The sequence below is a fragment of the Neisseria perflava genome (assembly GCF_024170405.1).
GTDB lineage: Bacteria > Pseudomonadota > Gammaproteobacteria > Burkholderiales > Neisseriaceae > Neisseria > Neisseria perflava_B.
Map to the genome: position 1 here is coordinate 67,315 of NZ_JALJYC010000007.1, position 24,493 is coordinate 91,807.

Sequence of the window (24,493 nt, forward strand, 5' to 3'; positions counted from 1 at the left end):
GCTTACTTTTTCAGACGGCCTTATTGTCAAAAATGCAGTGAGCAGCGCTTATTCCGGCATGCGGAAACTATCATGACAGGATTTGCAGCTGGCGCCCACTTCGCCATAGGCGGCTTTAATTTCTTCCAGATTGGCACTTTGCGCGGCGGCGTTTAATTTATCCACGGCAGCGCGGAAATGTTCTTCCGCCGCTTTGAATTTTTCCGGATTCTGCCACACGGCAGGCAGCGCTTCGCCGTTGCCTTGCGGGTCGGATTCAAACAAAGTAAATGGTTTTTTACTGCTCTCGGCAAATTTGGCAGCTTCTTGTTTGAATTTTTCCACTTCGTAGGCTTCGTCGCCTTTAACCATTTTACCCATGCTCATAAATTCGGGCATCATGGATTTGAACGCGGCAGAACGGTCTTCCGAAATCGGGCCTTTGGGTTGGGCGGGTTCTCCGCTGCCACAGGCGGAAAGCGTCAGCGCGGCGGCTAGGGCGGTCAGCAGACATTTTGTTTTGATGTTCATGGTTTAGTTTCCTAAAATAATGGTAATATGATTGATGTCATTGGGCGTGTCTTCATTCTGCCGTGCGGCAGATTTTGAGCATAAAAGCTCGCCTACTTCGTTAAAAATGCTCGCAAGGTGTACAACCTTGCTGTGCTTTTTGCCTTGTATTCTCGCTTTTCTGCTCAAAATCTGCTACGCAGGCTGAATGAGGACACGCCCTGAAAGAATCCGTATGATACCTCAAACCTTAGGGTCTGTTGACATTTCATCTCGCGGCATTTTTTCGGCGCAAATACGCACCTGCTGCGTTGCAAATGCTCGCAAGGTGTTCAACCTTGCTGTGCTTTGCGCCTTGCATCCGCGTTTTTTCACTCGAAAATCTGCTTCGCGGATGAAATGTCAACAGACCCTATTGAAGAAACGAAAGGAAACAGCATGGCGATTTTGATTACCGGCGCATCGGCGGGTTTCGGCGAAGCGATGTGCCGCGCATTTGTGGGGGCGGGCTACCGCGTGGTCGGCGCGGCGCGGCGCGTGGACAAGTTGCAGATATTGGCGGACGAATTGGGTGCGGCATTTTATCCGTTGGCAATGGACGTGTCGCGCATCGACGATATTCAGACGGCCTTAGCCAGCATTCCGTCTGATTTTGCCGAAATCGACTGCCTGATTAACAACGCGGGTTTGGCTTTGGGTTTGGAAAGTGCGGACAAGGCGGACTTTGACGATTGGGAAACCATGATTCAAACCAATATCATCGGCCTGACTTTCCTGACCCGCCAAATCCTGCCGCAGATGGTAGCGCGCAAAAGCGGCTACATTATGAATATGGGTTCGATTGCGGGCACTTACCCCTACCCGGGCGGTAATGTATATGGCGCAAGCAAAGCGTTTGTGCGCCAGTTTAGCTTGAATTTGCGCGCGGATTTGGCGGGAACGAATATCCGCGTCACCAATATCGAGCCGGGTTTGTGCGGTGGCACGGAATTTTCCAATGTGCGCTTTAAAGGCGATGACGAACGCGCGGCGAAACTGTATGAAAACGTGCAGTTTATCCGCCCTCAGGATATTGCAGATACGGCGTTGTGGCTGTATCAGCGTCCGGCGCACATGAATGTCAATGCCATTGAAATCATGCCCGTGGCGCAAAGCTTCGGCCCGCTGCCGGTGGTGAAAGATGTCACGCCGCCGGTGGTGCAGGAGCCGCAAACCTTTGAAAAACAAAGTACCTCGCTGTTTGCTAAAATCAAAGGCTGGTTCAAATAAGGCCGTCTGAAAACAAAATGCCGTCTGAAAAATAACCAAGTATTTTTCAGACGGCATTTTGTTTTTTTACCGCTAAAAGCACTTATTGTTTCGGCGCACCGATCGGTAAAACGGTACGGCCGAAAGATTCGTTAATCACGTCAGCCGCCGCCAGATAGAAGGCGCACAGGGCAGTAATCAGACCCAAGCAGCCGCCGATATGCACGATACCGTGGTTGCCGCTGCCATCGCCGATGGCCAGCGCGTAGAAGGTCAGGGTCAGGAAAAAGAAAACGGCGCTCAGGGCGCGGGGCTTGGTCAGCGTGCCGACAAACATCATCAGGGTAAACGTACCCCATGCGCCCAGATACCAGCCGACAAACGGCGCGGCGGTTTCTCCCTTGAAAAACATGGTAAACAGCGCCCACGACCACCAAAACGCGCCATAGCTGATAAAGGCGGTAAAGCCGAAGGTGTTGCCTTTTTTAAATTCAAACATACCGGCAATCATTTGCGCCGTGCCGCCGAAGGCAAACGCCATCGCCAACACCAGGCCGACGCCTTCGGGTGCGGTGTAGAAACCGCCGTTAATCAGGCTCAACAGCCAAGTGGTCAGGGCAAAGCCGCACAAGCCCAAAGGCGCGGGATTGGCGTAGCCGTCGTGGGAAGCAGACATGGTTATCCTTAAAATAATATTGCAATGAAAAGGCGGCAATTATCCCTGATTTTCTCCGAATAAGAAAGCCTTGTTTACCGGAAATGAGTTTGACAAACAGGTATGGGAAAGCGGCAAGGCCGTCTGAAAAGCCGTTGCGCTATGGGTTTTTCAGACGGCCTTTGCACGTGTGTTTCAAATGCGGCAAACACGTTATAATGTAGCACTTTAATTGAAAATCGAAGTGCCGCAGGAACAAACCCTATGGCCGTCTGAAAGCCAGCGATTTATGAACAATCCCATCAAACAAACCATACTCGACCAAGCCCGCCGCGACGGGGCGCAGGTCACCGCCCTGCGCGAACAGGTGCTGGACATCATTTTGCAGCAGTCCGGCGTGATTAAAGCTTACAACGTCTTATCGCTGATGCAGCAGCAGAGCGAAGGCGCGGTTGCCCCGCCCACCGCTTACCGCGCCCTGGATTTCTGGGCGGAGCAGGGCGTGTTGCACAAAGTGGCGGCGGTCAACGGCTACGTTTTGTGCAGCCACGCGCAGCACGAATGTGCAGACCACTGCTACGCCCATGAAGACGAAGCCGCCCACCACAGCGCGTTTATTTTGGTCTGCACCGAATGCGGCGCCGTTGACGAGCAAACCCTCAGCCAAGAATGGACGGCCTTACGCGCAGGCGTGGCCGCCAGCGGCTTTGCCTTAAAAGAAGAACATGTCGTGTTAACCGGAGTATGCAAAAAATGTCAGTAAACAAAACCAAAGTCCACCTGATTTCCGGCTTTTTGGGCACCGGCAAAACCACCGCCCTCAAAAGCTTGATGGCGCAAAAAGACCCGAATGAAAAATGGGTGATTATCGTCAACGAATTCGGCGAAATCGGCATTGATGGCGCGGTATTGAGCGACAACGGCATACCCGTGGCCGAAATTTCCGGCGGCTGCCTCTGCTGCACCGCCGGCCCGCAACTGGGCGGCACGGTGCAAAAAATGCTGCGCGACGCCAAACCCGACCGCCTGATGATTGAAGCCAGCGGCCTGGCGCACGCCGCCAGCGTGATTGACGAATTAAAAATCAAACCGCTGGGTGACGAATTGGAAATCGCCGCCGTGTTTACCGTGGTCGATCCGCGCCAGTTTATCAATCCCGATTACGCGCAGCAGGCGTTGTATAAAGACCAAGTCGGCGTATGCGATGTATTGGTGGCGAGCAAAACCGATTTGTGCAGCCCGGAAATCATGGCCGAATTTCACGATAAAGCCGCCAAATTGTTCCCGCCGAAGGCCAAAGTAGTGGAGGTGCAAAACGCGCAGCTCGACATTCAATGGCTGGACATTCCCGTTATCGAAAAACCGCGCTACCGCCTCAAATCCGAAGCCCTGCCGGACAATACCATGGGCTTCCAATCCGAAGGCTTCACCTTCTCCGCCGGCCAAGATTTCGACGGAGAACGCCTGACCAAATTCTTCAACGACCTGCCCAAAATGACCGAAGGCCTCGTGCGCGCCAAAGGCGTGTTTCAGGTATTGGGCACATGGGTATGGCTCAACTGGGTGGACGGACAATGGGGCGCCACGCAGGTATCCTGGCGGCGCGATTCACGTTTTGAGCTGATTGCCAAAGCGTTTGATGCTGATATGATTGAGAAGAAATTGACGGAAGCGTTGGAGTAGGTGTCTGAAGCGGTATTTTTCGGCGGTGTAAAATATGGGTGGATAACGTGTTTCCTACCGTATTTTATTCTGCCTGATGTTTTCAGACGGCCTTTCCCAAACCAAGAAGGTAAAACCAACCATGTGGCGTTATATCCTAAAACGCTTGTTTCTCCTGATTCCCACGCTGTTGGGCATACTCGCCGTGACCTTTGCCATCATCCAATTTGTGCCCGGCGGACCGGTGGAGCAGATGGTGCAGCAGCTTACGCAGGGCGCGGCGGCGGGCGAAGCGGCGGCGGGCGGCGGCAGCATGATGAAAACGGGCAACCAATTGAGCGCGGACGATATGGCCGCGCTAAACGCGCTCTACGGTTTCGACAAGCCGCCGCTGCAACGCTTTGCCGATATGGTGGTGCGTTTTGCCCGTTTTGATTTGGGCGAGAGTTTTTTCCACCATCAAACCGTGTTTGAGTTGGTGAAAGAAAAAATGCCGGTGTCGATGAGTTTGGGGCTGTGGACGTTTTTCCTGACTTATCTGATTTGTATTCCGCTGGGCATTGCTAAGGCGGTGCGGGACGGCAGCCGTTTTGATACGCTGACGGGTGTGGTGATTTTAGTCGGCTATACCATTCCGCCGTTTGTGTTGGGGCTGGTGTTGCTGGTATTGTTCGGCGGCGGCAGCTTTTTTGCCTGGTTTCCGCAGGGCGGGCTGGTCGGCGATGATTTCGAGCAGCTCTCATGGGCGGGCAAAATCAAGGATTACCTGTGGCATATGGCTTTGCCGGTTACCGCTTCGGTGGCGGGTAATCTGGCGGTAATGACGGTGTTGACGAAAAACGTGTTTCTCGAAGAAATCCGCCGCCAATATGTCTATACCGCCCGCGCCAAGGGCTTGCCCGAAAAGCAGATTTTATTCAAACATATTTTCCGCAACGCCATGATTCCGCTGATTACCGGCTTTCCTGCCGCCTTTATCGGCGCGTTTTTTACCGGCAGCCTGCTGATTGAAACCCTGTTTTCCCTCGACGGCTTGGGGCTGCTCTCTTATGAAGCGGTGATGAAGCGCGATTATCCGGTGGTGATGGGCACGCTGTATGTGTTTACCCTGATGGGGCTGCTGGCGAAACTGCTGTCGGATATTTCGTATTCTTGGGTCGATCCGAGGATAAATTTCGGCGGAAAATAGGCCGTCTGAAACCATTTGAGGATAATGTGATGAAACGTTTGAAAGATATTAAAGAATCAGGCCGTCTGAATTATAAAAGCGAAGCCAATAAGGTGGTCGATATTGCCTTGCAAGATAATGCGGCCAGCAAACGCATGGTACTGCACAGTGCCAAGCGCGCGATTGCCGTACATAAAAACGAATTAGAAAAGCTGGCTTATAAATGAACATGATTAATGTCGCTTTTATTGTATGCCATACATTATGAACAAAAAACTTTCCTCAAACCCCATCTGGCAAGCCTTCAAGCGGCACAAGCGCGGCTGGCTGGCGCTGCGCGTGTTGGCGGTATTGTTTGCTGTGTCGCTGATCGCGCCCGTGTGGAGCAACGACAAGCCTTTGTGGATACGCTATCAGGGCGAGTCGTATTTTCCCGCACTGACGACTTATTACGACACTGATTTTGGCGGCGATTTTGATACGCCCGCCGATTATTTCGACCCGCTTATCCGCCGCAATATTACGGAAAACGGCAACCGCGCCGTCTATCCGCCCAATCCCTATGCCGCCGATACCATCAACGAATTTGATACCTTGCCCGACCCAGCAAGGCCGTCTGAAAACCATCTTTGGGGTACGGACGACCGAGGCCGAGATGTGTTGGCGCGACTGGTGTATGGTTTCCGTGATTCGCTGCTGTTCGCGCTGGCCTTAACCGCGATTACTACCGTTATCGGCGTAGTGGCAGGCGCGGTGCAGGGCTATTTCGGCGGCAAAGTGGATTTGGTGATGCAGCGTTTTTTGGAAATCTGGGGCGGGCTGCCTGAGCTGTATTTATTGATTATTCTGTCCTCGTTTTTCAATCCCGGCCTGCTGATTCTGCTGGCTTTGTTGTCGCTGTTCGGCTGGATGGGGCTGTCGGACTATGTGCGTGCCGAGTTTTTGAAAAACCGTCAGGCTGATTATGTAATGGCGGCCAAAAGCATGGGCGTTTCAGACGGCCGCATTATGTGGCGGCATATCCTGCCCAACAGCCTCACGCCGGTATTGGCGTTTTTACCTTTCCGCATTTCCGGCGCGGTGTTGGCGCTGACCAGCCTCGATTTCCTCGGCTTGGGCGTACCCGCTTCACAAGCGAGCTTGGGCGAACTTTTGGCGCAAGGCAAAGACAACCTCGACGCTTGGTGGATAGGCTTGTCGGCGGTCGGCGCTTTGACGGTGATGTTATTGCTGCTGGTGATGATAGGCGAGGGGCTGCGGCAGGCGTTTGATGTTAGAATGAAAAACTAAATTACATTATTGATATAGAAAATATATATTTGAATTTTAGGAGATAAAATGAGAAAAAATGATATTTATGAAATTTTTAAGGAGATTGAAGAGGGAATTGTTGATTTAAAGAAATTTAATAAAATTTCCAAAGTTAAATTCAAATCTATTTTAGAAAATTTGAGAAGTATATTGGAATATGTGGCACATGATATTAATATGGCTTTATCTCAGCCAAAAGATGAAGCTAGATTATATTTTCCTTATGGAGAAAGTTATAAAAAGTTCAAAGAAAGTACCGATAGAAATTTAAGAAATTTAGATGCAGAAATACCAGAAATTTACTGTCTATTAGAAAGTTTACAACCACATAAGGATAATAATAATTGGTTAGTATTAATGTGTGAATTTACTAATCAAGTTAAACATAAAAAATTGATAGATATTCATGAGAAAGATGAAAATAGTGTGATTCTTTCTACGGGAGGAATGCCCATTTTTGAGTTTATTAATTGTTCAAATGTGATTGTTGAAGGAGAAAGGATTGTTTTAGAGGACCAAAATGGTACAGTTACTGATTTCGGGAAAATGGGTAGCTATCATATTAGTCAGGATAAGGTTATAAGTCAGGAAAATAATCCCAATATGTCACATATTATTATAAAGGGGAAGAAATTAATATTAGAAAATAAAGAAATTGAATTAATTCCGTTTGTTGATGAATATTTTTACAAAATCAAAAAGTTTTCAGATGAAGTGTATATGATATTAGGAAAATTAGATAAGTTGATGTGATGTAGATACGAATTTAACATTATTAAATAATAATGTATTTATATGAATTTAAGTTATTTATTGGAACTCTGTAACCCATGAACTACCACTACCAAAATTTCCACCAAATGCTGACCGCCTCTGCGCAAAAAAATCCTCGCGGCACAGCCATTTTCAACGACAAGCTGAAAATTTCCTACCGCGAGTTTAAGCAGCAGGTGGAAACCGTGGCAGCCTACCTGCAAAGCATAGATGTTAAATACGGCGACAAAGTGGCGATGGTGGTGACCAATTCGCCCGAATTTGTGATTGCCTATTTCGCTATTACCGCCATCGGCGCGGTAGCTGTGCCCTTGAATACCTTTTTGAAAAACGACGAATTTGCGTATATTTTAAACGACTGCCAAGTGCGGTTTATGGTGGCTTCTTTTGAAAAGAGAAAAGAACTCAAAGGCTTGAGAAAAACCACCAAATTAGAAAAAACCATTTGGATCGGCGGTACCGAGCAGTCCACCGACCGCCATTTGAGCTTTGCCGACGCGTTGGCCTATGTCGGCGAGGCGGATTTTACCCGCCAGCCGCAAATCAATGATTTGGCACATATCATCTACACCTCGGGTACGACCGGCCACCCCAAAGGTGCGTTGATTAGCTATAAAAACCTGTTTTCCAATATCGAATGCGCGGCGGAAATTTTCGGCGTGCGCACCAAAGACCGCTTTTTGGTGTTCCTGCCCATGTTCCACAGCTTTACCCTGACGACTATGGTCTTGCTACCCGTATTTGCCGCCAGCTCCATGATTTTGGTGAAATCCGTGTTCCCGTTTTTCACCGTGTTGAAGCAGGCGCTGTATAAACGCGCCACCGTGTTTTTGGGTGTGCCTGCGATTTACACCGCCATGGGCAAAGCCAAAATTCCCTGGTATTTCCGCTGGCTCAACCGCATCCGCATTTTTATCAGCGGCGGCGCACCACTGGCAGAGCAAACCATTTTAGACTTTAAAGCCAAATTCCCGTCTGCCCACCTGCTCGAAGGCTACGGCCTGAGCGAATGCTCGCCCGTTGTCGCGGTCAACCGTTTGGAAAAACAAAAAGTCGGCAGCGTCGGCCTGTCGCTGCCCGGCTATCAGGTTAAAGCGGTGGACGACGAATTGATGGAAGTGCAGCGCGGCGAAGTAGGCGAGTTGATTGTCAAATGTGATGCGGTAATGCAAGGCTACCTGAATATGCCTGTGGACACCGCCGAAGTAATTATCAACGGCTGGCTGAAAACCGGCGATTTGGTCAAAATCGACGATGACGGCTTTATCTTTATCGTTGACCGCAAAAAAGACCTGATTATCTCCAAAGGGCAAAACATCTACCCGCGCGAGATTGAAGAAGAGCTGTATAAAATGGACGAAATCGAAGCCGCTGCTGTGATTGGCGTGCCCGATCAATACGCCGATGAAGATGTGGTAGCGTTTGTCCAATTCAAAGAAGGCATGAGCCTGACCGAGGCCGAAATCCGCAGCGCACTGCGCAAAACGCTGGCTAACTTTAAAATTCCCAAGGAAATCCATTTCCAAGACAAACTGCCGCGCAACGCCACGGGCAAGGTGTTGAAACGGGTGTTGAAACAGCAGTTTTTGGATGGGGAAAAGGCCGTCTGAAAAATTTTTATCAAGAAAAAGCAGTTTGAATAACTAATAAAAAGGGATGAGAAATATGAAAATTTATACTAATCAAAATGGGCGTATTATCAGAAATACTCTTCAAGATATAGAAATTGGTGAACAACTCTATTTTGCTTCAGCTTTTTTACTGATTATAAGGCAGTAGAGGGATTATTACAGAATTGTGATAAGTTGTATTTAGTTGTAAGGCTAGGGTTTCCAACTTCTCCAAAAGCTTTATATGAATTATTGACAGGGAAATATAAAAATAAAGTTTTAATTAGATATTTTTCATCAAAATCTTTCCACCCAAAATTATATATTTTTGGTAATCGGAAAGCTGTTGTAGGCTCTGCCAATTTTACAGATAGTGCTTTAAATTCTAATCAGGAAATTGTACTTGAAATTTTAAGCGATGAAGAAATTGGAAATCCTGATATATTTGAAGATTTAAAAGATGTATTTAATGGATATTGGGATGAAGCAAAACCTCTTGATGAAGCGACTTTAAAAAAATATGAAGCTATATTTAATCAGCATTCTGATGTTAGTAAGAAAATTTCAGACTTTGATATTGAGGTAGAAAATAAAGTAGGAATGCATGAATTTATTAATAATTCAAAAATAAAGCCAAGTAAAACAAAAGATAGGCTTTATTATGAAAATTTAGCAAAAAATTATCAAATCTGCGTGCAGGGAGTAAATCAAATTTCTGAATGGTATAAAGAAGGTGGAAGAGTATTATCTAATGAACAATTACCTCTACGATTAGAAGTGGATGCATTTATTAATTATGTAAAGGACAATTATGTGGGGAGGGTTAGTGATTTAAAAGATGGACTTAGTTCAAATGAAGAACAGATTAAATTTCACATAAAAAGTTATAAATCCGAGTGTCTGTTTGATGGTAGAGAAAAAAATAAATTAAATAAACGATGTCAAGATTATAAAGAATTATTGTCTGTGTTAGCGAGTGGAGAGTTAATCGAAAAAATTGAATTAGAAAAACTTGTTTCGTCATTATTGAATTTGAATGCAATTTGTACAATGGTTGCTCGTTTTTCTGGAGGTAAAGATAAGTTTATTAAAGAATTTATTGAACAAAATGACGAGGCGCAAATTAGAAAAACAATTAATTATGTTTTATATGGTGCGGACTCTGTTACTGAGAGAATTTATAATGCTGTTCATAATGAGAAATATAAACTTAAAAAATTTAAGGATTCTAGTGTAGAGGAACTAATTGGGTGGGTAAATCAGGAAAATTTGCCTATTGTTAACGAGAGGGTGAAAAAAGTGCTTAAGTTTTATGGGGCAAATATTAAATAAAAATATTTAAATTTATTAAAGATGAACCTCCTTCAAATCGAAAACCTCTCCGCCGCCTTCCCCGATAAAGAAGTGCTGCATAATATCTCCCTAAACATCCGCACGGGTAAGAAAACCGCGCTGGTGGGTGAGAGCGGCAGCGGTAAAACCGTGTTGGCGCAGGGTATTATGCGGCTTAATCCGGCGGTGTCGTTTAGCGGCCGTCTGAAACTTGACGGGCGCGATTTGCTGGCGCTGCCGGAGCGCGAATTGCGCAAGCTGCGCGGGCGCGAAATCGGTATGGTGTTTCAAGAGCCGATGACGGCGCTCAATCCGGTAATGCGGGTGGGGGCGCAGATTGCTGAAGTGCTGACGCTGCATTTGGGTTTGACCAAAAAAGCGGCATGGGCGCGGGCGGTGGAATTGTTGGCGCAAACGGGCATACATCAGCCGGAAGAAAAAGCGCGCGCCTATCCTTTTCAATTATCCGGCGGACAGCGGCAGCGGGCGATGATTGCAATGGCGGTGGCGGCCGAGCCGAAATTGCTGATTGCAGACGAGCCGACTACCGCGCTGGATGTGGCGGTTCAGGCGCAAATTTTGGATTTGCTCTCGCGCCTGCAGGCGGAAAAAAATATGACCCTGCTGTATATCAGCCATGATTTGAATCTGGTGCGCCGCTTTGCCGATGATGTGGTGGTTATGCGCTACGGCGAAGTGGTGGAGCAGGGCGAAACGGCGGCGGTGTTCGCCAATCCGCAGCACGAGTACACCAAAATGCTGTTGAATGCAGGTGCGCTGAGGCAGGTCGCGCCGCTGGCGGAACATGCGCCCGAGGTATTGGCAGCGGAGCAAATCGGCGTGTCGGTGAAAGAAAACGCAGGATTCTTCCGCAAACGCGAAAAAACGCTGCTCGAGCCGCTGGATTTTGATTTGAAAGCAGGCGAAACGCTGGGGATTATCGGCGAGAGCGGCAGCGGCAAAACCACGCTGGCCAAGGCGCTGCTGCATTTAATCAAGGCTGAAGGCCGTCTGAAAATCGAAGGCGAAGTGTGGCAGCCTAAAATGCGGCACGATATTCAAATGGTGTTTCAAGACCCCTTCGGCGCATTTAATCCGCGCATGAATGTGTTGGAAATCGTATCGGAAGGTTTGCGCGTGCACGAGCCGGATTTGCCCCGCGCAGAGGTGGTGGCGCGGGTAAAAGCAGTCTTGCAGCGGGTCGGCCTGCTGGAAGACGCGCTGTATCGCTATCCGCACGCCTTTTCCGGCGGGCAGCGGCAGCGGCTGGCGATTGCGCGCGCGGTGGTTGTCAAGCCGGAAATTTTGGTGTTGGACGAGCCGACCAGCGCTTTGGATGTGCAATGGCAGCAGCAGATTCTGGAATTACTCGCTGATTTGCAACGGCAATACGGTCTCAGCCTCATCATCATCAGCCATGATTTGGCGGTTATCCGCGCTCTGTCGCACCGCGTGTTGGTGTTGAAAGACGGCCGCGTGGTGGAACAGGGCAGCTTGGAAGCAGTGTTTGCCAAACCCAAATCCGACTATACAAAAAATCTATTGCAGCACGCGGGTACTTGAAATTTCGTCCCGAAAGCCCTATTCTGCATTCCATCAGCAAACAACCTCAATAAAAAAGGAATCCCTATGAGCAGCGAATTGATTATCCACACTACCGACGCGAACTTCGAGCAAGACGTGTTGAAATCCGATGTACCCGTATTGTTGGACTTTTGGGCACCGTGGTGCGGCCCTTGCAAAATGATTGCCCCGATTTTGGATGAAGTGGCCGCCGAATTCCAAGGCAAACTGAAAGTCGTTAAAATCAACATCGACGAAAACGAGCAAACCCCGACTAAATTCGGTGTGCGCGGTATCCCGACTTTGATGGTGTTCAAAAACGGCGAAAACGTAGCGACCAAAGTCGGCGCTTTGGCTAAAGGCCCATTGACTGCATTTGTGAACGCGTCTATCGCTTAATGGCATAGTATGATGTAAGGCCGTCTGAAAATTTAGTTTTTCAGACGGCCTTTTTGCGCATAGAGTTCGCACGATATACACACTGGTATCAAAATAAAATGTCAGCAAGCTGTGGAAAAATGATATTAATGGTTGAAATATCAAGAAAAAATTTTACTGATTAAAAAATAAGCAGGTGTAATCAGGCCGTCTGAATAATGTCGGCATATCAAGAAAAATTGGTTTTGCACTTTTTTGTTTGTACGAACCGGTGTTATAGACAAGCGGGCAGGTTAACGGTGTGCAAGGCTTGTGTATAAATCGGATTGCCTTTTGATTTTTCATATAAAAATAAATTTGCTTAAATTTTGTGCAATATTGAAAATTAATCACATGCCGTGTTCGCCGCTGTGTGGGTGGGATGTGGAAAAGTGGATTATCCGATTGATCTATCAAAAAAAGCATGATTGCTTAAATTTTAGGCAGTCCGGTCTGCCGGGATTGGTCTATAATTCCCGCATGGTTTTGAAGAAAAGGAACGGATGATGTACACGCTTTCTGCTGAGGTGCGCTTGCAGCGTGCGCAGGAAAGGTTGCGAAAGGGGCGGCGTTGGGCGACAGGGCTGCTGCTAGCGGCGTGTGCGCTGTTTGTGGTGTCGGCGCTGTATGTGCGCGATTATCCGTGGCTGGGCTATGTGAAAGCGTTTGCCGAGGCTGCGATGGTTGGCGGGCTGGCGGACTGGTTTGCGGTTACGGCGCTTTTCAGACGGCCTTTGGGTCTGCCGATTCCGCATACGGCGATTTTGCCGCGCAATCAGGAGCGGATTGCTGATGAGCTGGCGCGTTTTATCGAGAACAATTTTTTGCAGGGCAAGCCGATTGCGCTGCGCGTGTATCAAATGCGGCCGGGCGATAAAGTGTTGGCGTGGTTGGGTAGCGAGAAGGTACGGCAGCAGTGGTTGCCGTGGCTGGCGCAGCAGGTGCCGCTGTTGCTGGGTGTGGCCAAACCGGAGCAGGTGGCGCGTTTTACCGGCATGATGTTGGTGCAGCAATACAGCGGCGAAAAAATCGGCCGTTCGCTTTCAGACGGCCTGAAGCTGTTGAAAGCGCACGGTCTGCATGAGGTGCTGTTTAACAATTTATTAAAGCAGTTGCGCCGTTGGCTGCAAAATCCTGATACGCGCGAATTATTAGAGCAAAATCTGCGTAATTGGGCGGCGAAAATCGAGGGTGACGCGCCGAGTACCTGGGACAAATTCAAGGCGGCGATGAAATCGACGCTGGTGGAAAAGGTAGACGATTGGGCTGCGGAAAAGGCGCTCTCTTGGGCGGACGAGTATCTGGCGGCGGCCACGGCGGGGGAAGACAATGCGCTGCGGCGCCAGTTTGAGGCGCAATATGATGTGATTGCCGAAAGGCTGGCCGCTTCCCGCCTGTGGCAGCGGCGTTTGGAAGCGGCGAAAATGAAGCTGGCCGAATCGCCGGCGCTGCAAAAGCAGCTGGCGGATGTGTGGCGCGGTTTGCAGGCTTGGTCGGCGCAGGATGTGGCGAAAGCGGATTCGCTGTGTTTGGCGCAGTTGGAAAAACTGTTGAACCATATGCTGGCGCAGGCGGCGCAGTATCCGCAGTTTATGCGCCGCGTGGATGTTCGCTTGTCGCTGCTGGTGCGGGATTTTGTCGGCCGCTATAAGGATAAGGTGGCGCAATTTGTGGCGGACAAGGTTAAAAGTTGGGACAGCGCGCAGATGACGGACAAGCTGGAATTGAGCGTGGGTAAGGATTTACAGTATATCCGTATCAACGGTACGCTGGTCGGCGGCTTGGTTGGGCTGGTGATTTACTGCGTATCATTATGGCTGGGCTAAACTGTTTTTTGCACAAGGCGGGTATTTCCCGTTGTCGCGTTAAGTGGGGATAAAACAGGCTAAAGCCGTCTGAAACGGTTTTGCCGTCGCACTTAGGGGTCTATAATCGCCACTCTCTTGCAACACTCCGAAAAGGACGTAAAAATGAAAAAAATTCTAGCATTGGCGCTGGTCGCATTGAGTTTGAATGCATGCGTGTTCCCTTGGTGGGGTCCGGACGGCGGCCATCACGGCGGTAACCAAGACCGTGGCGGCATGCAGATGAACGGCGGTCAAATGGGCGGCAACCAAGGCGGACAAGGCGGCCCGGGTATGGGCGGCAATTAATTTTTCTGCCGATAAAAGGCCGTCTAAAAACCGTAAGCATAGAAATTACAGGCTTAAACGGGTTTTCAGACGGCCTTCTTAATTGATACAAAACAGCCCTGTTGCTTTAAGCAACAGGGCTGTTTGCAATAAAGCCTTACAGACCGCTCAAACGTGCGGTATCGTGGGCAATCATCAATTCTTCGTTGGTCGGAATTACCACGGCTTTGGCGCGGCTGTCGGCAGTAGTAATGACACCCGGATTGCCGAAGCGGGCAGCCAAGTTGGCTTCGTGGTCTTCGTAAATGCCCATAAAGCCCAAGTAAGACAGGACCTTGCTGCGGATGAGTTCGGAGTTTTCACCGATACCGCCGCTGAATACCAAAGCGTCGATACCGCCGGCGGCAACAGTCATGCTGCCGATGTATTTGGCCAAGCGGTACACGAATACTTCCAGCGCCAGTTGCGCACCTTTGTGACCGTTGGCGGCGCCTTCTTCGATGGCGCGGCAGTCGTTAGACAGGCCGGATACACCCAGCAGACCGGATTTTTTGTTCAGCATGTCGGTGATTTGGCTGATGGTCATGTTGGCGTTTTCAGCCAGGAAAGAGAAAATGCTCGGATCGACGTCGCCGCTGCGGGTACCCATCACCAAGCCTTCCAGCGGGGTCAAGCCCATGCTGGTGTCTTGGCACACGCCGTTGGCAACGGCGGCGATGGAAGCGCCGTTACCCAAGTGGGCGATGACCATGCGCAGGTCTTTTTTGTCTTTGCTCAAGAAACGTGCGGTTTCGTCGGCAACGAAGCGGTAGCTGGTACCGTGCGCACCGTAGCGGCGCAGGCCGTATTTTTCATACAGTTCGTGCGGAACGGCGTAGGTAAAGGCGTGTTCCGGCATGGTTTGGTGGAATGCGGTATCGAATACGGCGACATTCGGCAAGCCTTTGAAAATGTTTTGCGCGGCGCGGATACCCAACAGGTGAGCCGGGTTGTGCAAAGGAGCGAGCGGGATACATTTTTCGATACCGGCAATCACTTCATCGGTAATCAGGATGGAATCGCTGTACAATTCGCCGCCGCTGACCACGCGGTGGCCGATGGCACCGATTTTGCTGTCAAGGCCGCGCGCTTTCATTTCTTCCAACAGCGCTTTGACCGCGCCGGTATGGTTCGGCTCGGCAGACAGGTCGGCCTGGTGTTTTTCGCCGTTGGCTTTGAAGGTGATGAATGCGTCGGGCAGGTTGAGTTTTTCAGCCAAACAGGTCAGCAAAACATCGCCGTTGTCGTTGTCCAATACCGCGCCTTTTAAAGACGAGCTGCCGCAGTTTAATACCAAAATCAGTTTTTGAGTCATGAAACGCTCCTAAGCTTTCAGACGGCCTATTGGTATTCAGGCCGTCTGAAATAAGTTAATGAAATAACATCGCCCATTTTACCAAAAATAAAATGCCTATGTGCGGATTAAACGGGGAATATTTGATTTAGCCGCTGTTTTTATGTGCATGACTCGGGGCAGGTATCTGCGCGGTACGGAATTATTTTGCAGACAGTGCGGCAAACTGTTACATTAGCCTATCTTTCTTCATGCTTTCATCCGGCTTGTGCTGATTTTCAGACGGCCTGTTGGATTTCTTAATACTGAATTAACATTAATCTGATATTTTATCCTTATGCATTATTTCAGCCTCCATACCCAAGAGGGCAAACACTTGGGTTTTTTCATCATGCTGGCCGACGACGAATCGGCCGAGCAGCCGCAAAGCGGCCGTTTTGCGATAAAGCTGCAAAGCGAACACGCACCGAATGACCGTGCTGCTGTTGCCGTTTTACAGCCGTTGCAATCTTTAGAAGCGCCGTTGTCTTGGCGCGTGGTTAAAGACCGTATCGAGCTGTTTGACGGCGATGACAACATCGGCACGCTGCGCAACGAATATCTGGCGTTGCAAGGCCAGACCTTGATTTTGAACGATTTGACGGGAATCATGTAATGGAAAGCCTGTTTATCCTGATTCCGCTGAGTATTTTGCTGGCCTGCCTGATTGGGTATTTTTTCTGGTGGTCAGGCAAAAACGGCCAGTTTGACGATCTTGAAGGGCCGGCCTACCGCATTTTGATGGACGACGATTCCACCGACGGCTTGCTGCGCGAGCAGGAAGCGGATAAGGCCAAGACTGAAGAAACGCGTAAATGAGCATTAAAAAAGACAACCTGAATTTCCCCACCAGCCGCCGCTTTGCACCGCTTTTCGGCACGCAGTTTTTCGGCGCGCTCAATGACAATATTTTCAAAACCGCGCTGTTTGTGATGATTAGCTTTTTCGGTTTGGGTAAAAACGACCTGTTGCCGCCCAGCCAAATGCTGAATTTGGGCGCGATGTTGTTTATCCTGCCGTATTTTCTGTTTTCCGCACTATCGGGGCAGTTGAGCAACAAATTCGATAAAGCGAAGCTGGCGCGGGCGGTGAAGCTGTTGGAAATTGCGATTATGGCGGTGGCAGCGTTCGGCTTTTACATCCAATCCGCGCCGCTTTTATTGCTCTGCCTGTTTGCCATGGGTACGCATTCGACCCTGTTCGGTCCTTTGAAATACGCCATTTTGCCGGATTATCTCAACGATAAAGAGCTGATTATGGGCAACAGCTTGGTGGAATCCGGCACGTTTATCGCCATTTTGCTGGGGCAGATTGTGGGTACGTCGCTGGCGGGTTTGGAGCCGCATTTTGTCGGCGCGGTGACGCTGCTGGTGGCGGCAGCGGGGATGGCGAGCAGCTTGTTTATGCCGTCCGTACCGGCAAAAGACCCGGACGTTAAAATCGAATACAACATCGCCAAAGGCACGCTGGCGCTAATGCGCGAAACCGTGGCGGAAAAACCGGTGTTTACCGCCATCATCGGCATTTCTTGGTTTTGGTTTGTCGGTTCAGTTTATACCACCCAACTGCCGACGTTTACCCAGCTTCATCTCGGTGGCAATGATAATGTGTTCAACCTGATGTTGGCGCTGTTTTCCATCGGCATTGCCGCCGGCTCAGTATTGTGCGCCAAACTCAGCCACGAGCGCCTGACTTTAGGATTGGTTACCATCGGTACTACCGGCCTGACCGTGTGCGGCCTGCTGTTGGTGTGGCTGACCCACAGCAACCATTTTACCGAATTGCACGGTATCGGCTGGTTTCTGTCGCAGGGACATGCGTATCCGGTTATGCTGGTGATGTTGCTCATCGGCTTTTTCGGCGGCTTTTTCTCCGTTCCGCTTTATACCTGGCTTCAGACGGCCTCCAGCGAAACTTTCCGCGCTCATGCCGTTGCCGCCAACAATATCGTGAACGGGATTTTTATGGTTGCCGCTGCGATATTAAGCGCCGTTTTGCTGATGTTGTTTGACAGCATTGCGCTGCTGTATCTGATTGTAGCGGTGGGCAATGTGCCGCTGATGTGGTATCTGGCCAAACGCGAGCCGCAGTTTGTACGGAATATTTTAGCTGTATTCAAACGCAGTCAATAAAAGCAGAAGATTAGTGCCAATCAAGCAAAGGCCGTCTGAAAAATTTGATTTTTCAGACGGCCTTTGCTGTATCAGGGCATTAATGTATTTAAAACCGGCGTTTCAAATGACAAGCCTGCATAATATAAACGGCCAGTTCTTCCACCGATTTATCCGTGGTATTGGTAAACGGAATGCCGTGGCGTTTGAACATGGCCTGCGCGTCGGCGACTTCGCTGCGGCAGGTGTCGATTCGGGCATAAGTGGAATTGGGGCGGCGCTCTTGGCGGATGGCTTGCAAACGCTCGGGCTGGATGGTCAGGCCGAACAGTTTGTCTTTATACGGTTTGACCATACGCGGCAAATCCGACGATTCCAAATCATCGGGAATCAGCGGATAGTTGGCGGCGCGGATACCGTATTGCAGCGCCAGATACAGGCAGGTCGGTGTTTTGCCCGAACGCGACACGCCCATCAGAATCACATCGGCTTCTTTCAGGTTTTTATCGCTGACGCCGTCGTCGTGGTTTAATGAAAAGTTTACCGCTTCCATACGCGCGTCGTAACGCTGCGTATTGCCGATACTGTGGTGTCCTTGGGTGGCCTGTACCGCTTCGGTATTGAGCTCCTCCTCCAACGTTCCCAAGAAAGTATCAAAGAAATTGATGTGTAAGGCATTGGCGCTGCTGATTATTTTCCGGATGTCGGTATTGACCACGCTGACAAAGGCAATCGGGCGCTGGCCGCTGTCAGCGGCGCATTGGTTGACTTTATCCACGACCAGCTGCGCTTTTTCCGGCGTATCAATAAAAGGAAACGTAGAGCGTTTGAAGGTCAAATTACCGAATTGGTTAAGCAAGGCTTCGCCGATGTTTTCGGCAGTCAAACCGGTACGGTCGGAGATATAAAAAACGTGGCGTGGAGCGGTCATGGCAGATTTCCGGTTGGTCTGTTTGGAGCAAACATCATAGCAAGAGAATCCTTGAGGATAAAGCCTTTCAACTAAAACTACATAAAATTACAACAAAATTTCACAAAAGGCAAAATACCCATTATCTGTAAAGAAAATCAAAAATTTTAGCATTAAATGCTAAAATTTTTGGATAATTCAATATTGAAAAAATCATTAATTCATTCTAAAAATGATATTTTACAAATAAATAAGGTTTTAAAAGACGGGTTTTGAAGCTTGGTTTCATTTCACTACATCCGAGGATTCCGCAATTTTTCAGACGGCAAAGGCTGCTTTTAACGCATAAAATACATGACAGCGCCCAAATGAATGACTTAGAATAACCATGCGGGTTGCGAACCTGCATTCATAAGTCGCACGGCTGCTTTTTCGTCTTAAAAACACGCCTACGGCCTTGGAAATGCTTATCAGGTGTTTGGCCTGATTGCGTTTTTTGCTTTGTATCCGTATTTTTATGCTGAAAACAAGTCGGACGCCTTATCAATATAGGTTTTCATTTCCCTTTTAACATAATATGAATGGAAGAAACAATGGCTGCAAACTACGTGATTTGGTTTGAAAACCTGCGCATGACTGATGTCGAAAGCGTGGGCGGTAAAAACGCTTCTTTGGGCGAGATGATTAGCCAGTTGGCGGAAAAAGGCGTGCGCGTGCCGGGCGGTTTTGCCACCACTGCCGAAGCCTACCGTGCATTTTTGGCGCATGAAGGTCTGAGCGAACGCATTTCTGCGGCGCTGGCGCAGTTGGACGTAGAAGACGTATCCGAGCTGGCGCGGGTGGGTAAAGAAATCCGCCAATGGATTCTGGATACGCCGTTCCCCGAGCAGCTCAATGCCGAAATCGAAGCGGCTTGGAACAAAATGGTGGCTGATGCCGACGGCGCGGATATTTCCGTGGCCGTGCGCTCATCCGCAACCGCCGAAGACTTGCCCGACGCTTCTTTTGCCGGTCAGCAGGAAACTTTCCTGAATATCCACGGCTTGGAAAACGTCAAAGAAGCCATGCACCATGTGTTTGCTTCCCTGTATAACGACCGCGCGATTTCCTACCGCGTACACAAAGGTTTCGACCACGATGTCGTGGCCTTGTCTGCCGGTGTGCAGCGCATGGTGCGCTCTGACAGCGGCGCGTCCGGCGTGATGTTTACCATTGATACCGAATCCGGTTACGAGCAAGTCGTGTTCATCACTTCTTCTTACGGCTTGGGCGAAAACGTGGTGCAAGGCGCGGTTAACCCTGATGAATTCTATGTGTTCAAGCCGACGCTGAAAGCAGGCAAACCGGCAATTCTGCGCAAAACCATGGGTTCTAAGCAGATTAAAATGATTTTCACCGAAAACGCTCAGGCGGGTAAATCGGTGACCAATATTGATGTGCCGGAAGAAGACCGTAACCGCTTCTCCATTACCGACGAAGAAATTACCGAGCTGGCGCATTACGCCCTGATTATCGAGAAACACTACGGCCGCCCGATGGACATCGAATGGGGTCGCGACGGTGTGGACGGCAAACTGTACATCCTGCAGGCGCGTCCGGAAACCGTGAAATCTCAAGAAAGCGGCAGCCGCAGCTTGCGCCGTTATGCCATCAGCGGTGACAAACAAGTTTTGGTAGAAGGTCGCGCCATCGGTCAAAAAGTCGGCCAAGGCAAAGTGCGCTTGGTGAAACACGCTTCCGAAATGGACAAAGTGGAAGCAGGCGATGTGCTGGTAACGGACATGACCGACCCGGATTGGGAGCCGGTAATGAAACGCGCTTCTGCCATTGTGACCAACCGTGGCGGCCGTACCTGCCATGCCGCGATTATTGCACGCGAATTGGGTATTCCGGCAGTGGTCGGCTGCGGCAATGCAACCGAGCTTCTTTCAGACGGCCAAGAAGTGACCGTATCCTGCGCTGAGGGCGATACCGGTATGATTTACGCCGGTTTGCTGCAAGTGGATGTGACCGACATCGCTTTGGACAATATGCCCAAATCGCCGACTAAAGTCATGATGAACGTGGGCAATCCCGAATTGGCGTTCAGCTTCAGCAGCCTGCCGAGCGAAGGCATTGGTTTGGCGCGTATGGAATTTATCATCAACCGCCAAATCGGTATCCACCCGCAAGCTTTGCTGGAATTTGACCAACAAAATGACGAATTGAAAGCGGAAATCAGCCGCCGCATTGCCGGTTACGCTTCGCCGACCGCGTTCTACGTGGACAAAATCGCCGAAGGCGTGGCTACTTTGGCCGCTTCGGTTTATCCGCGCAAAACCATTGTGCGCATGTCCGACTTCAAATCCAACGAATATGCCAACTTGGTCGGCGGCAGCCTGTATGAGCCGCACGAGGAAAACCCGATGTTGGGCTTCCGTGGCGCGGCGCGTTATGTGGCCGACAGCTTCAAAGACGCATTTGCAATGGAATGCCAAGCCATCAAACGTGTGCGCGATGAAATGGGCTTGACCAATGTGGAAGTGATGATTCCGTTTGTGCGCACGCTGACCGAAGCCGAAGCTGTGGTTAAAGTCTTGAAAGAAAACGGTTTGGAACGCGGTAAAAACGGTTTGCGCCTGATTATGATGTGCGAAGTGCCGAGCAACGCGTTGCTGGCCGAGCAGTTCCTGCAATATTTCGACGGCTTCTCTATCGGCTCCAACGACATGACCCAGTTGACCTTGGGTGTGGATCGCGACAGCGGCGGCTCGATTGCGGCAACCTTCGACGAACGTAACCCAGCAGTCAAAGTAATGCTACACTTGGCGATTTCCGCCTGCCGCAAACAAAACAAATACGTCGGTATTTGCGGCCAAGGCCCGTCGGATCACCCTGATTTCGCCAAATGGCTGGTGGAAGAGGGCATCGAAAGCGTGTCGCTCAACCCGGATACCGTGATTGAAACTTGGCTGTATTTGGCCAAAGAGGTCAAACAATAATCCGGCCGTCTGAAACGGTTTGAAACGGCCTTGCCGCATGAAGAATGCGGCAAGGCCGTTTTATTTAGATGTTAAATGTATTTACCAATCAAGGCCGTTATGCCTTATAATATGCAAATATTGAAAAATTTTATCTCGTTATTCGTCATCTTTTACGCGGATTGTCCGCATTCAGGTAAATTATAATGAACCGTTTTTGGCAAATGGGTTTGGCTGCTGCCTTTGCATACAGTGTATCTGCACCGGCGTGGGCACAAACCCATTCGGTGTATTTCAACCAACAGGGGAAAATAACGGCGACGATGTCGTCTGTGGCTTATGTGCGGCAATATAAAATCAATGCGGGGATTGCCGAGGTGCAGGATTTTTATTATCCGTCGATGAAAAAATATTCCGACCCTTATCACATTCCGGCTGCTCAGGTTAAGGCATTTGTGCCGGTATTGAATAACGGTATGCTGACCTTGTGGCATTTCAACGGCCAGAAAAAAATGGTTGGCAGCTACCGCAACGGCAAGCCGAACGGGGAATGGACCAACTGGTATCCCAACGGTAAAAAATCAGCGGTTATGCCGTATCATAACGGCATGAGCGAAGGAGTAGGCTACCGCTATTACCGCAACGGCCATAAAGAGAGCGAAGTACAGTTTAAAAACAATAAAGCCAACGGGTATTGGAAACAATGGTATGAAAACGGCAGCCCGAAAACCGAGATGACCATGGTAAACGACAAGCCGACCAAAGTCGTCAGTTGGGATGAAGACGGGCGGTTGCTGACGGAAATGACCATCAATGAAGGCAACCGTACCGGTATTGTGTTGGATTGGTATGACGATGGCTCGAAAAAATCGGAAACGGTTTATACCAACGGCAAAGTCGTCAGTCGGACTTATTGGGATGAAGACGGTTACGAAATTGAATAGTCGCCGTGGAAAGGCCGTCTGAAAAGTATATTTTGTTACTTTTCAGACGGCCTTTTGTTAACAATCCACTAAAAAGGAACGGTTATGCCGTTCCTTTTATGTTTTATTCCTCACCCAACAGCTGCTCGCGCGTCAGCAGGAAGACAAAGCCGTCGCCGCCGCTGGTTTCCAGCCAGGTAAACGGCAGCTCGGGATAGGCGGCTTCCAACACTTCGCGGTTGTGGCCGATTTCCACCAGCAACACGCCGCGCGGATTGAGGTATTTGGCGGCCTGCAAAATAATCTGGCGGGTGACGTCCAAGCCGTCTTCGCCGCTGCCCAAGGCCAGCTCCGGTTCGTGAAGATACTCATCGGGTAGGGTTTCCACAGATTCGGCATCGACATAAGGCGGGTTGGAAACAATCAAATCATAGGTGTCGTCCAAGCCTTCAAACAAGTCAGTGTGAATCAGGTTGATACGCTCTTCCAAGCCGTATTCTTCAATGTTGATGGCGGCTACTTCCAGCGCGTCCAAGCTCAAATCGACGGCATCAATTTCAGCGGCGGGGTAGTGGTAGGCCATCTGAATCGCCAAGCAGCCGCTGCCGGTGCACAGATCCAAAGCGCGGTGTACCAATTCGGGGTGTTCAATCCACGGTGTCAGCGCGTCGCCCAGTAATTCATAGATAAACGAACGCGGCACAATCACGCGCTCGTCCACATAAAAGTCAAAATCGCCCTGCCAAGCCTGATTGGTCAGGTAAGCCACGGGAATGCGCTCGGTTACGCGGCGCTCAATCAGTGCCAAAACCTCTTCTTTTTCCTGCGGCAGCAGCTTGGCATCGAGATACGGATCAAGCGTATCCAGCGGCAGATTTAAGGTATGCAGAATCAGGTAGGCGGCCTCGTCATGGGCATTGTCGGAGCCGTGGCCGAAAAACAGCTCGGCATCGTTGAAACGGCTGACGGCAAAGCGCAGGATGTCGCGCAGGGTGGAGAGTTCTTGGGCAGCTTGGGTAAACATAATGAAATCGCCGTGATGAGGTAGTGGAACGCCAATTATAGCAGAAAGGCCGTCTGAAATGGTTTCAGACGGCCTTTTCTATCGTGCGGGCAAACCTTGACGATTATTCCGGAATACGCAGTTTTTGACCCGGGTAAATGCGGTCGGGGTCGCTCAACATCGGTTTGTTGGCTTCAAAGATTTTCATGTATTTGTTGGCGTCGCCATAGTATTTTTTGGCGATGGCAGACAAGGTGTCGCCTTTGACCACGTCATGATATTGCGCGGCGGCGGCGGGCGGGAATTGCAGGTTGTTTTGCACGTCGGAAACGCCGGTTACGTTACCCGCAGCCAATACCGCTTTTTCCGCCGCTTCTTGCGAAGGAGCAGAACCGCTCAGGGTCACTTTACCGCTGGCGCCGTCGAATTCGACAGACAGGCCGGTCAAGCCCAGGTTTTGTTTTTCAACATAAGTTTGAATCGCAGCGGCCGCTTTGACATTCAAATCTTCTACGCTGGAAGCCGCTTGTGCCGCCACTTCCGCTTCGTCTTTACCAAACAGTTTTTCGCCCGCGCCTTTAATAAAACTAAACAAGCCCATGTGTTACTCCTTAAAATGTGTTATCAAAAATCCGGCTGGCCGGATACCGTTAATCATTATATGAATCGCCTTGCGTGGCAAGCGCGGGTAGGGCGGTCTTACTTGGTTTTACACATAAGGCATGGTTATGGTTACAATATCGGGTTTCAATTTAACCTTTGGGGCTGTACTAGATAACTAGATTTATTCAAAATCATTTAGAATAAATCCCATGAAAAAAAGTCGACTGAGCCCTTATAAGCAAAACAAGCT

At 49.6% G+C, this 24,493-nt stretch carries 24 protein-coding genes; 18 read left to right on the forward strand and 6 right to left on the reverse strand.

From position 1 onward, the window contains the following. Positions 1 to 48 precede the first annotated feature (48 nt). Entirely contained in the window at positions 49 to 504 is a 456-nt protein-coding gene (locus J2T37_RS03970) for a c-type cytochrome (protein WP_253353943.1), read from the reverse strand. A gap of 423 nt (positions 505 to 927) precedes the next feature. Here J2T37_RS03970 and J2T37_RS03975 point away from each other — a divergent pair, with 423 nt between their 5' ends. After that, a complete protein-coding gene (locus J2T37_RS03975; RefSeq protein ID WP_253353904.1) occupies positions 928 to 1,758 on the forward strand; it encodes an SDR family oxidoreductase in 831 nt (276 codons plus the stop codon). 82 nt (positions 1,759 to 1,840) lie between these two features. On the opposite strand, the gene J2T37_RS03980 is transcribed toward J2T37_RS03975, so the two are convergent. Beyond that, positions 1,841 to 2,413 carry an acetate uptake transporter gene (locus J2T37_RS03980; protein WP_253353906.1) on the reverse strand — a complete coding sequence of 191 codons (573 nt, stop codon included), beginning with the start codon at positions 2,411 to 2,413 and terminating at the stop codon, positions 1,841 to 1,843. Positions 2,414 to 2,681: 268 nt separating this feature from the next. On the opposite strand from J2T37_RS03980, the gene J2T37_RS03985 reads away from it, so the two are divergent. The 12 genes from J2T37_RS03985 (at position 2,682) to J2T37_RS04040 (ending at position 14,382) form a co-directional block, all read left to right on the forward strand. Then, positions 2,682 to 3,155 (forward strand): Fur family transcriptional regulator, encoded by a 474-nt coding sequence (locus tag J2T37_RS03985; protein WP_253353908.1) that lies wholly within the window; start codon positions 2,682 to 2,684, stop codon positions 3,153 to 3,155. Beyond that, entirely contained in the window at positions 3,146 to 4,075 is a 930-nt protein-coding gene (locus tag J2T37_RS03990; protein ID WP_253353910.1) for a CobW family GTP-binding protein, read from the forward strand. Before J2T37_RS03985 ends, J2T37_RS03990 begins: the two co-directional genes overlap by 10 nt. A 121-nt stretch (positions 4,076 to 4,196) precedes the next feature. Further along, entirely contained in the window at positions 4,197 to 5,243 is a 1,047-nt protein-coding gene (locus J2T37_RS03995) for an ABC transporter permease subunit (RefSeq protein WP_253353912.1), read from the forward strand. A gap of 29 nt (positions 5,244 to 5,272) precedes the next feature. Next, entirely contained in the window at positions 5,273 to 5,449 is a 177-nt protein-coding gene (locus J2T37_RS04000; protein ID WP_253353914.1) for a hypothetical protein, read from the forward strand. A 37-nt stretch (positions 5,450 to 5,486) separates the two neighbouring features. Next, positions 5,487 to 6,512 (forward strand): ABC transporter permease, encoded by a 1,026-nt coding sequence (locus J2T37_RS04005; RefSeq protein ID WP_253353916.1) that lies wholly within the window; start codon positions 5,487 to 5,489, stop codon positions 6,510 to 6,512. A gap of 48 nt (positions 6,513 to 6,560) precedes the next feature. Then, positions 6,561 to 7,286, forward strand: a complete 726-nt coding sequence (locus J2T37_RS04010; protein WP_253353917.1) for a hypothetical protein — start codon at positions 6,561 to 6,563, stop codon at positions 7,284 to 7,286. 77 nt (positions 7,287 to 7,363) lie between these two features. Continuing rightward, positions 7,364 to 8,917: a long-chain-fatty-acid--CoA ligase gene (locus J2T37_RS04015; RefSeq protein WP_253353919.1), complete on the forward strand. Its 1,554-nt coding sequence runs from the start codon at positions 7,364 to 7,366 to the stop codon at positions 8,915 to 8,917. Positions 8,918 to 9,112: 195 nt separating this feature from the next. Next, on the forward strand, positions 9,113 to 10,249 hold the full coding sequence (locus J2T37_RS04020; protein ID WP_253353921.1) for a phospholipase D-like domain-containing protein: 1,137 nt from the start codon (positions 9,113 to 9,115) through the stop codon (positions 10,247 to 10,249). Between the two features lie 21 nt (positions 10,250 to 10,270). Continuing rightward, positions 10,271 to 11,812 carry an ABC transporter ATP-binding protein gene (locus J2T37_RS04025; RefSeq protein ID WP_253353923.1) on the forward strand — a complete coding sequence of 514 codons (1,542 nt, stop codon included), beginning with the start codon at positions 10,271 to 10,273 and terminating at the stop codon, positions 11,810 to 11,812. A 66-nt stretch (positions 11,813 to 11,878) separates the two neighbouring features. Next, the gene (trxA, locus tag J2T37_RS04030) at positions 11,879 to 12,211 is read left to right on the forward strand and encodes a thioredoxin TrxA (RefSeq protein WP_253353925.1); all 333 of its coding nucleotides are present in this window, start codon (positions 11,879 to 11,881) and stop codon (positions 12,209 to 12,211) included. Positions 12,212 to 12,735: 524 nt separating this feature from the next. Beyond that, on the forward strand, positions 12,736 to 14,055 hold the full coding sequence (locus J2T37_RS04035; RefSeq protein WP_253353927.1) for a DUF445 domain-containing protein: 1,320 nt from the start codon (positions 12,736 to 12,738) through the stop codon (positions 14,053 to 14,055). 144 nt (positions 14,056 to 14,199) lie between these two features. Continuing rightward, a complete protein-coding gene (locus J2T37_RS04040; protein WP_253353929.1) occupies positions 14,200 to 14,382 on the forward strand; it encodes a hypothetical protein in 183 nt (60 codons plus the stop codon). A gap of 136 nt (positions 14,383 to 14,518) precedes the next feature. Here J2T37_RS04040 and J2T37_RS04045 read toward each other — a convergent pair whose 3' ends face one another. Then, entirely contained in the window at positions 14,519 to 15,715 is a 1,197-nt protein-coding gene (locus J2T37_RS04045) for an acetate kinase (RefSeq protein WP_253353931.1), read from the reverse strand. A 316-nt stretch (positions 15,716 to 16,031) separates the two neighbouring features. Here J2T37_RS04045 and J2T37_RS04050 point away from each other — a divergent pair, with 316 nt between their 5' ends. From J2T37_RS04050 to J2T37_RS04060, 3 genes are read left to right on the forward strand one after another with little or no spacing between them, the layout of a single operon-like run. Then, positions 16,032 to 16,349: an HLGFF motif protein gene (locus tag J2T37_RS04050; RefSeq protein WP_253353932.1), complete on the forward strand. Its 318-nt coding sequence runs from the start codon at positions 16,032 to 16,034 to the stop codon at positions 16,347 to 16,349. Then, on the forward strand, positions 16,349 to 16,552 hold the full coding sequence (gene ccoS / locus J2T37_RS04055) for a cbb3-type cytochrome oxidase assembly protein CcoS (protein ID WP_253353934.1): 204 nt from the start codon (positions 16,349 to 16,351) through the stop codon (positions 16,550 to 16,552). Before J2T37_RS04050 ends, ccoS begins: the two co-directional genes overlap by 1 nt. Next, the gene (locus tag J2T37_RS04060; protein WP_253353936.1) at positions 16,549 to 17,865 is read left to right on the forward strand and encodes an MFS transporter; all 1,317 of its coding nucleotides are present in this window, start codon (positions 16,549 to 16,551) and stop codon (positions 17,863 to 17,865) included. Before ccoS ends, J2T37_RS04060 begins: the two co-directional genes overlap by 4 nt. 88 nt (positions 17,866 to 17,953) lie before the next feature. On the opposite strand, the gene ppsR is transcribed toward J2T37_RS04060, so the two are convergent. Continuing rightward, positions 17,954 to 18,775, reverse strand: a complete 822-nt coding sequence (gene ppsR, locus J2T37_RS04065; protein ID WP_253353937.1) for a posphoenolpyruvate synthetase regulatory kinase/phosphorylase PpsR — start codon at positions 18,773 to 18,775, stop codon at positions 17,954 to 17,956. Between the two features lie 572 nt (positions 18,776 to 19,347). Here ppsR and ppsA point away from each other — a divergent pair. Together ppsA and J2T37_RS04075 are read left to right on the forward strand one after the other, a co-directional pair. Beyond that, positions 19,348 to 21,735, forward strand: coding sequence for a phosphoenolpyruvate synthase (gene ppsA, locus J2T37_RS04070; RefSeq protein ID WP_253353939.1), 2,388 nt, complete (start codon positions 19,348 to 19,350; stop codon positions 21,733 to 21,735). Between the two features lie 185 nt (positions 21,736 to 21,920). Next, positions 21,921 to 22,658: a toxin-antitoxin system YwqK family antitoxin gene (locus J2T37_RS04075; protein WP_437179439.1), complete on the forward strand. Its 738-nt coding sequence runs from the start codon at positions 21,921 to 21,923 to the stop codon at positions 22,656 to 22,658. A 103-nt stretch (positions 22,659 to 22,761) separates the two neighbouring features. Here J2T37_RS04075 and prmB read toward each other — a convergent pair whose 3' ends face one another. Both prmB and lysM read right to left on the reverse strand, forming a co-directional pair. Continuing rightward, a complete protein-coding gene (gene prmB / locus J2T37_RS04080) occupies positions 22,762 to 23,661 on the reverse strand; it encodes a 50S ribosomal protein L3 N(5)-glutamine methyltransferase (protein ID WP_253353940.1) in 900 nt (299 codons plus the stop codon). A 103-nt stretch (positions 23,662 to 23,764) separates the two neighbouring features. Beyond that, positions 23,765 to 24,241 carry a peptidoglycan-binding protein LysM gene (gene lysM, locus J2T37_RS04085; RefSeq protein WP_253353941.1) on the reverse strand — a complete coding sequence of 159 codons (477 nt, stop codon included), beginning with the start codon at positions 24,239 to 24,241 and terminating at the stop codon, positions 23,765 to 23,767. Positions 24,242 to 24,493: the final 252 nt, after the last annotated feature.

Bases quoted from the DNA above. Each gene is read 5' to 3' on its own strand.
- J2T37_RS03975 (WP_253353904.1), top strand. From the start codon at position 928: ATGGCGATTTTGATTACCGGCGCATCGGCGGGTTTCGGCGAAGCGATG.
- J2T37_RS03980 (WP_253353906.1), bottom strand. From the start codon at position 2,413: ATGTCTGCTTCCCACGACGGCTACGCCAATCCCGCGCCTTTGGGCTTG.
- J2T37_RS03985 (WP_253353908.1), top strand. From the start codon at position 2,682: ATGAACAATCCCATCAAACAAACCATACTCGACCAAGCCCGCCGCGAC.
- J2T37_RS03990 (WP_253353910.1), top strand. From the start codon at position 3,146: ATGTCAGTAAACAAAACCAAAGTCCACCTGATTTCCGGCTTTTTGGGC.
- J2T37_RS03995 (WP_253353912.1), top strand. From the start codon at position 4,197: ATGTGGCGTTATATCCTAAAACGCTTGTTTCTCCTGATTCCCACGCTG.
- J2T37_RS04000 (WP_253353914.1), top strand. From the start codon at position 5,273: ATGAAACGTTTGAAAGATATTAAAGAATCAGGCCGTCTGAATTATAAA.
- J2T37_RS04005 (WP_253353916.1), top strand. From the start codon at position 5,487: ATGAACAAAAAACTTTCCTCAAACCCCATCTGGCAAGCCTTCAAGCGG.
- J2T37_RS04010 (WP_253353917.1), top strand. From the start codon at position 6,561: ATGAGAAAAAATGATATTTATGAAATTTTTAAGGAGATTGAAGAGGGA.
- J2T37_RS04015 (WP_253353919.1), top strand. From the start codon at position 7,364: ATGAACTACCACTACCAAAATTTCCACCAAATGCTGACCGCCTCTGCG.
- J2T37_RS04025 (WP_253353923.1), top strand. From the start codon at position 10,271: ATGAACCTCCTTCAAATCGAAAACCTCTCCGCCGCCTTCCCCGATAAA.
- trxA (WP_253353925.1), top strand. From the start codon at position 11,879: ATGAGCAGCGAATTGATTATCCACACTACCGACGCGAACTTCGAGCAA.
- J2T37_RS04035 (WP_253353927.1), top strand. From the start codon at position 12,736: ATGTACACGCTTTCTGCTGAGGTGCGCTTGCAGCGTGCGCAGGAAAGG.
- J2T37_RS04040 (WP_253353929.1), top strand. From the start codon at position 14,200: ATGAAAAAAATTCTAGCATTGGCGCTGGTCGCATTGAGTTTGAATGCA.
- J2T37_RS04045 (WP_253353931.1), bottom strand. From the start codon at position 15,715: ATGACTCAAAAACTGATTTTGGTATTAAACTGCGGCAGCTCGTCTTTA.
- J2T37_RS04050 (WP_253353932.1), top strand. From the start codon at position 16,032: ATGCATTATTTCAGCCTCCATACCCAAGAGGGCAAACACTTGGGTTTT.
- ccoS (WP_253353934.1), top strand. From the start codon at position 16,349: ATGGAAAGCCTGTTTATCCTGATTCCGCTGAGTATTTTGCTGGCCTGC.
- J2T37_RS04060 (WP_253353936.1), top strand. From the start codon at position 16,549: ATGAGCATTAAAAAAGACAACCTGAATTTCCCCACCAGCCGCCGCTTT.
- ppsR (WP_253353937.1), bottom strand. From the start codon at position 18,775: ATGACCGCTCCACGCCACGTTTTTTATATCTCCGACCGTACCGGTTTG.
- ppsA (WP_253353939.1), top strand. From the start codon at position 19,348: ATGGCTGCAAACTACGTGATTTGGTTTGAAAACCTGCGCATGACTGAT.
- J2T37_RS04075 (WP_437179439.1), top strand. From the start codon at position 21,921: ATGAACCGTTTTTGGCAAATGGGTTTGGCTGCTGCCTTTGCATACAGT.
- prmB (WP_253353940.1), bottom strand. From the start codon at position 23,661: ATGTTTACCCAAGCTGCCCAAGAACTCTCCACCCTGCGCGACATCCTG.
- lysM (WP_253353941.1), bottom strand. From the start codon at position 24,241: ATGGGCTTGTTTAGTTTTATTAAAGGCGCGGGCGAAAAACTGTTTGGT.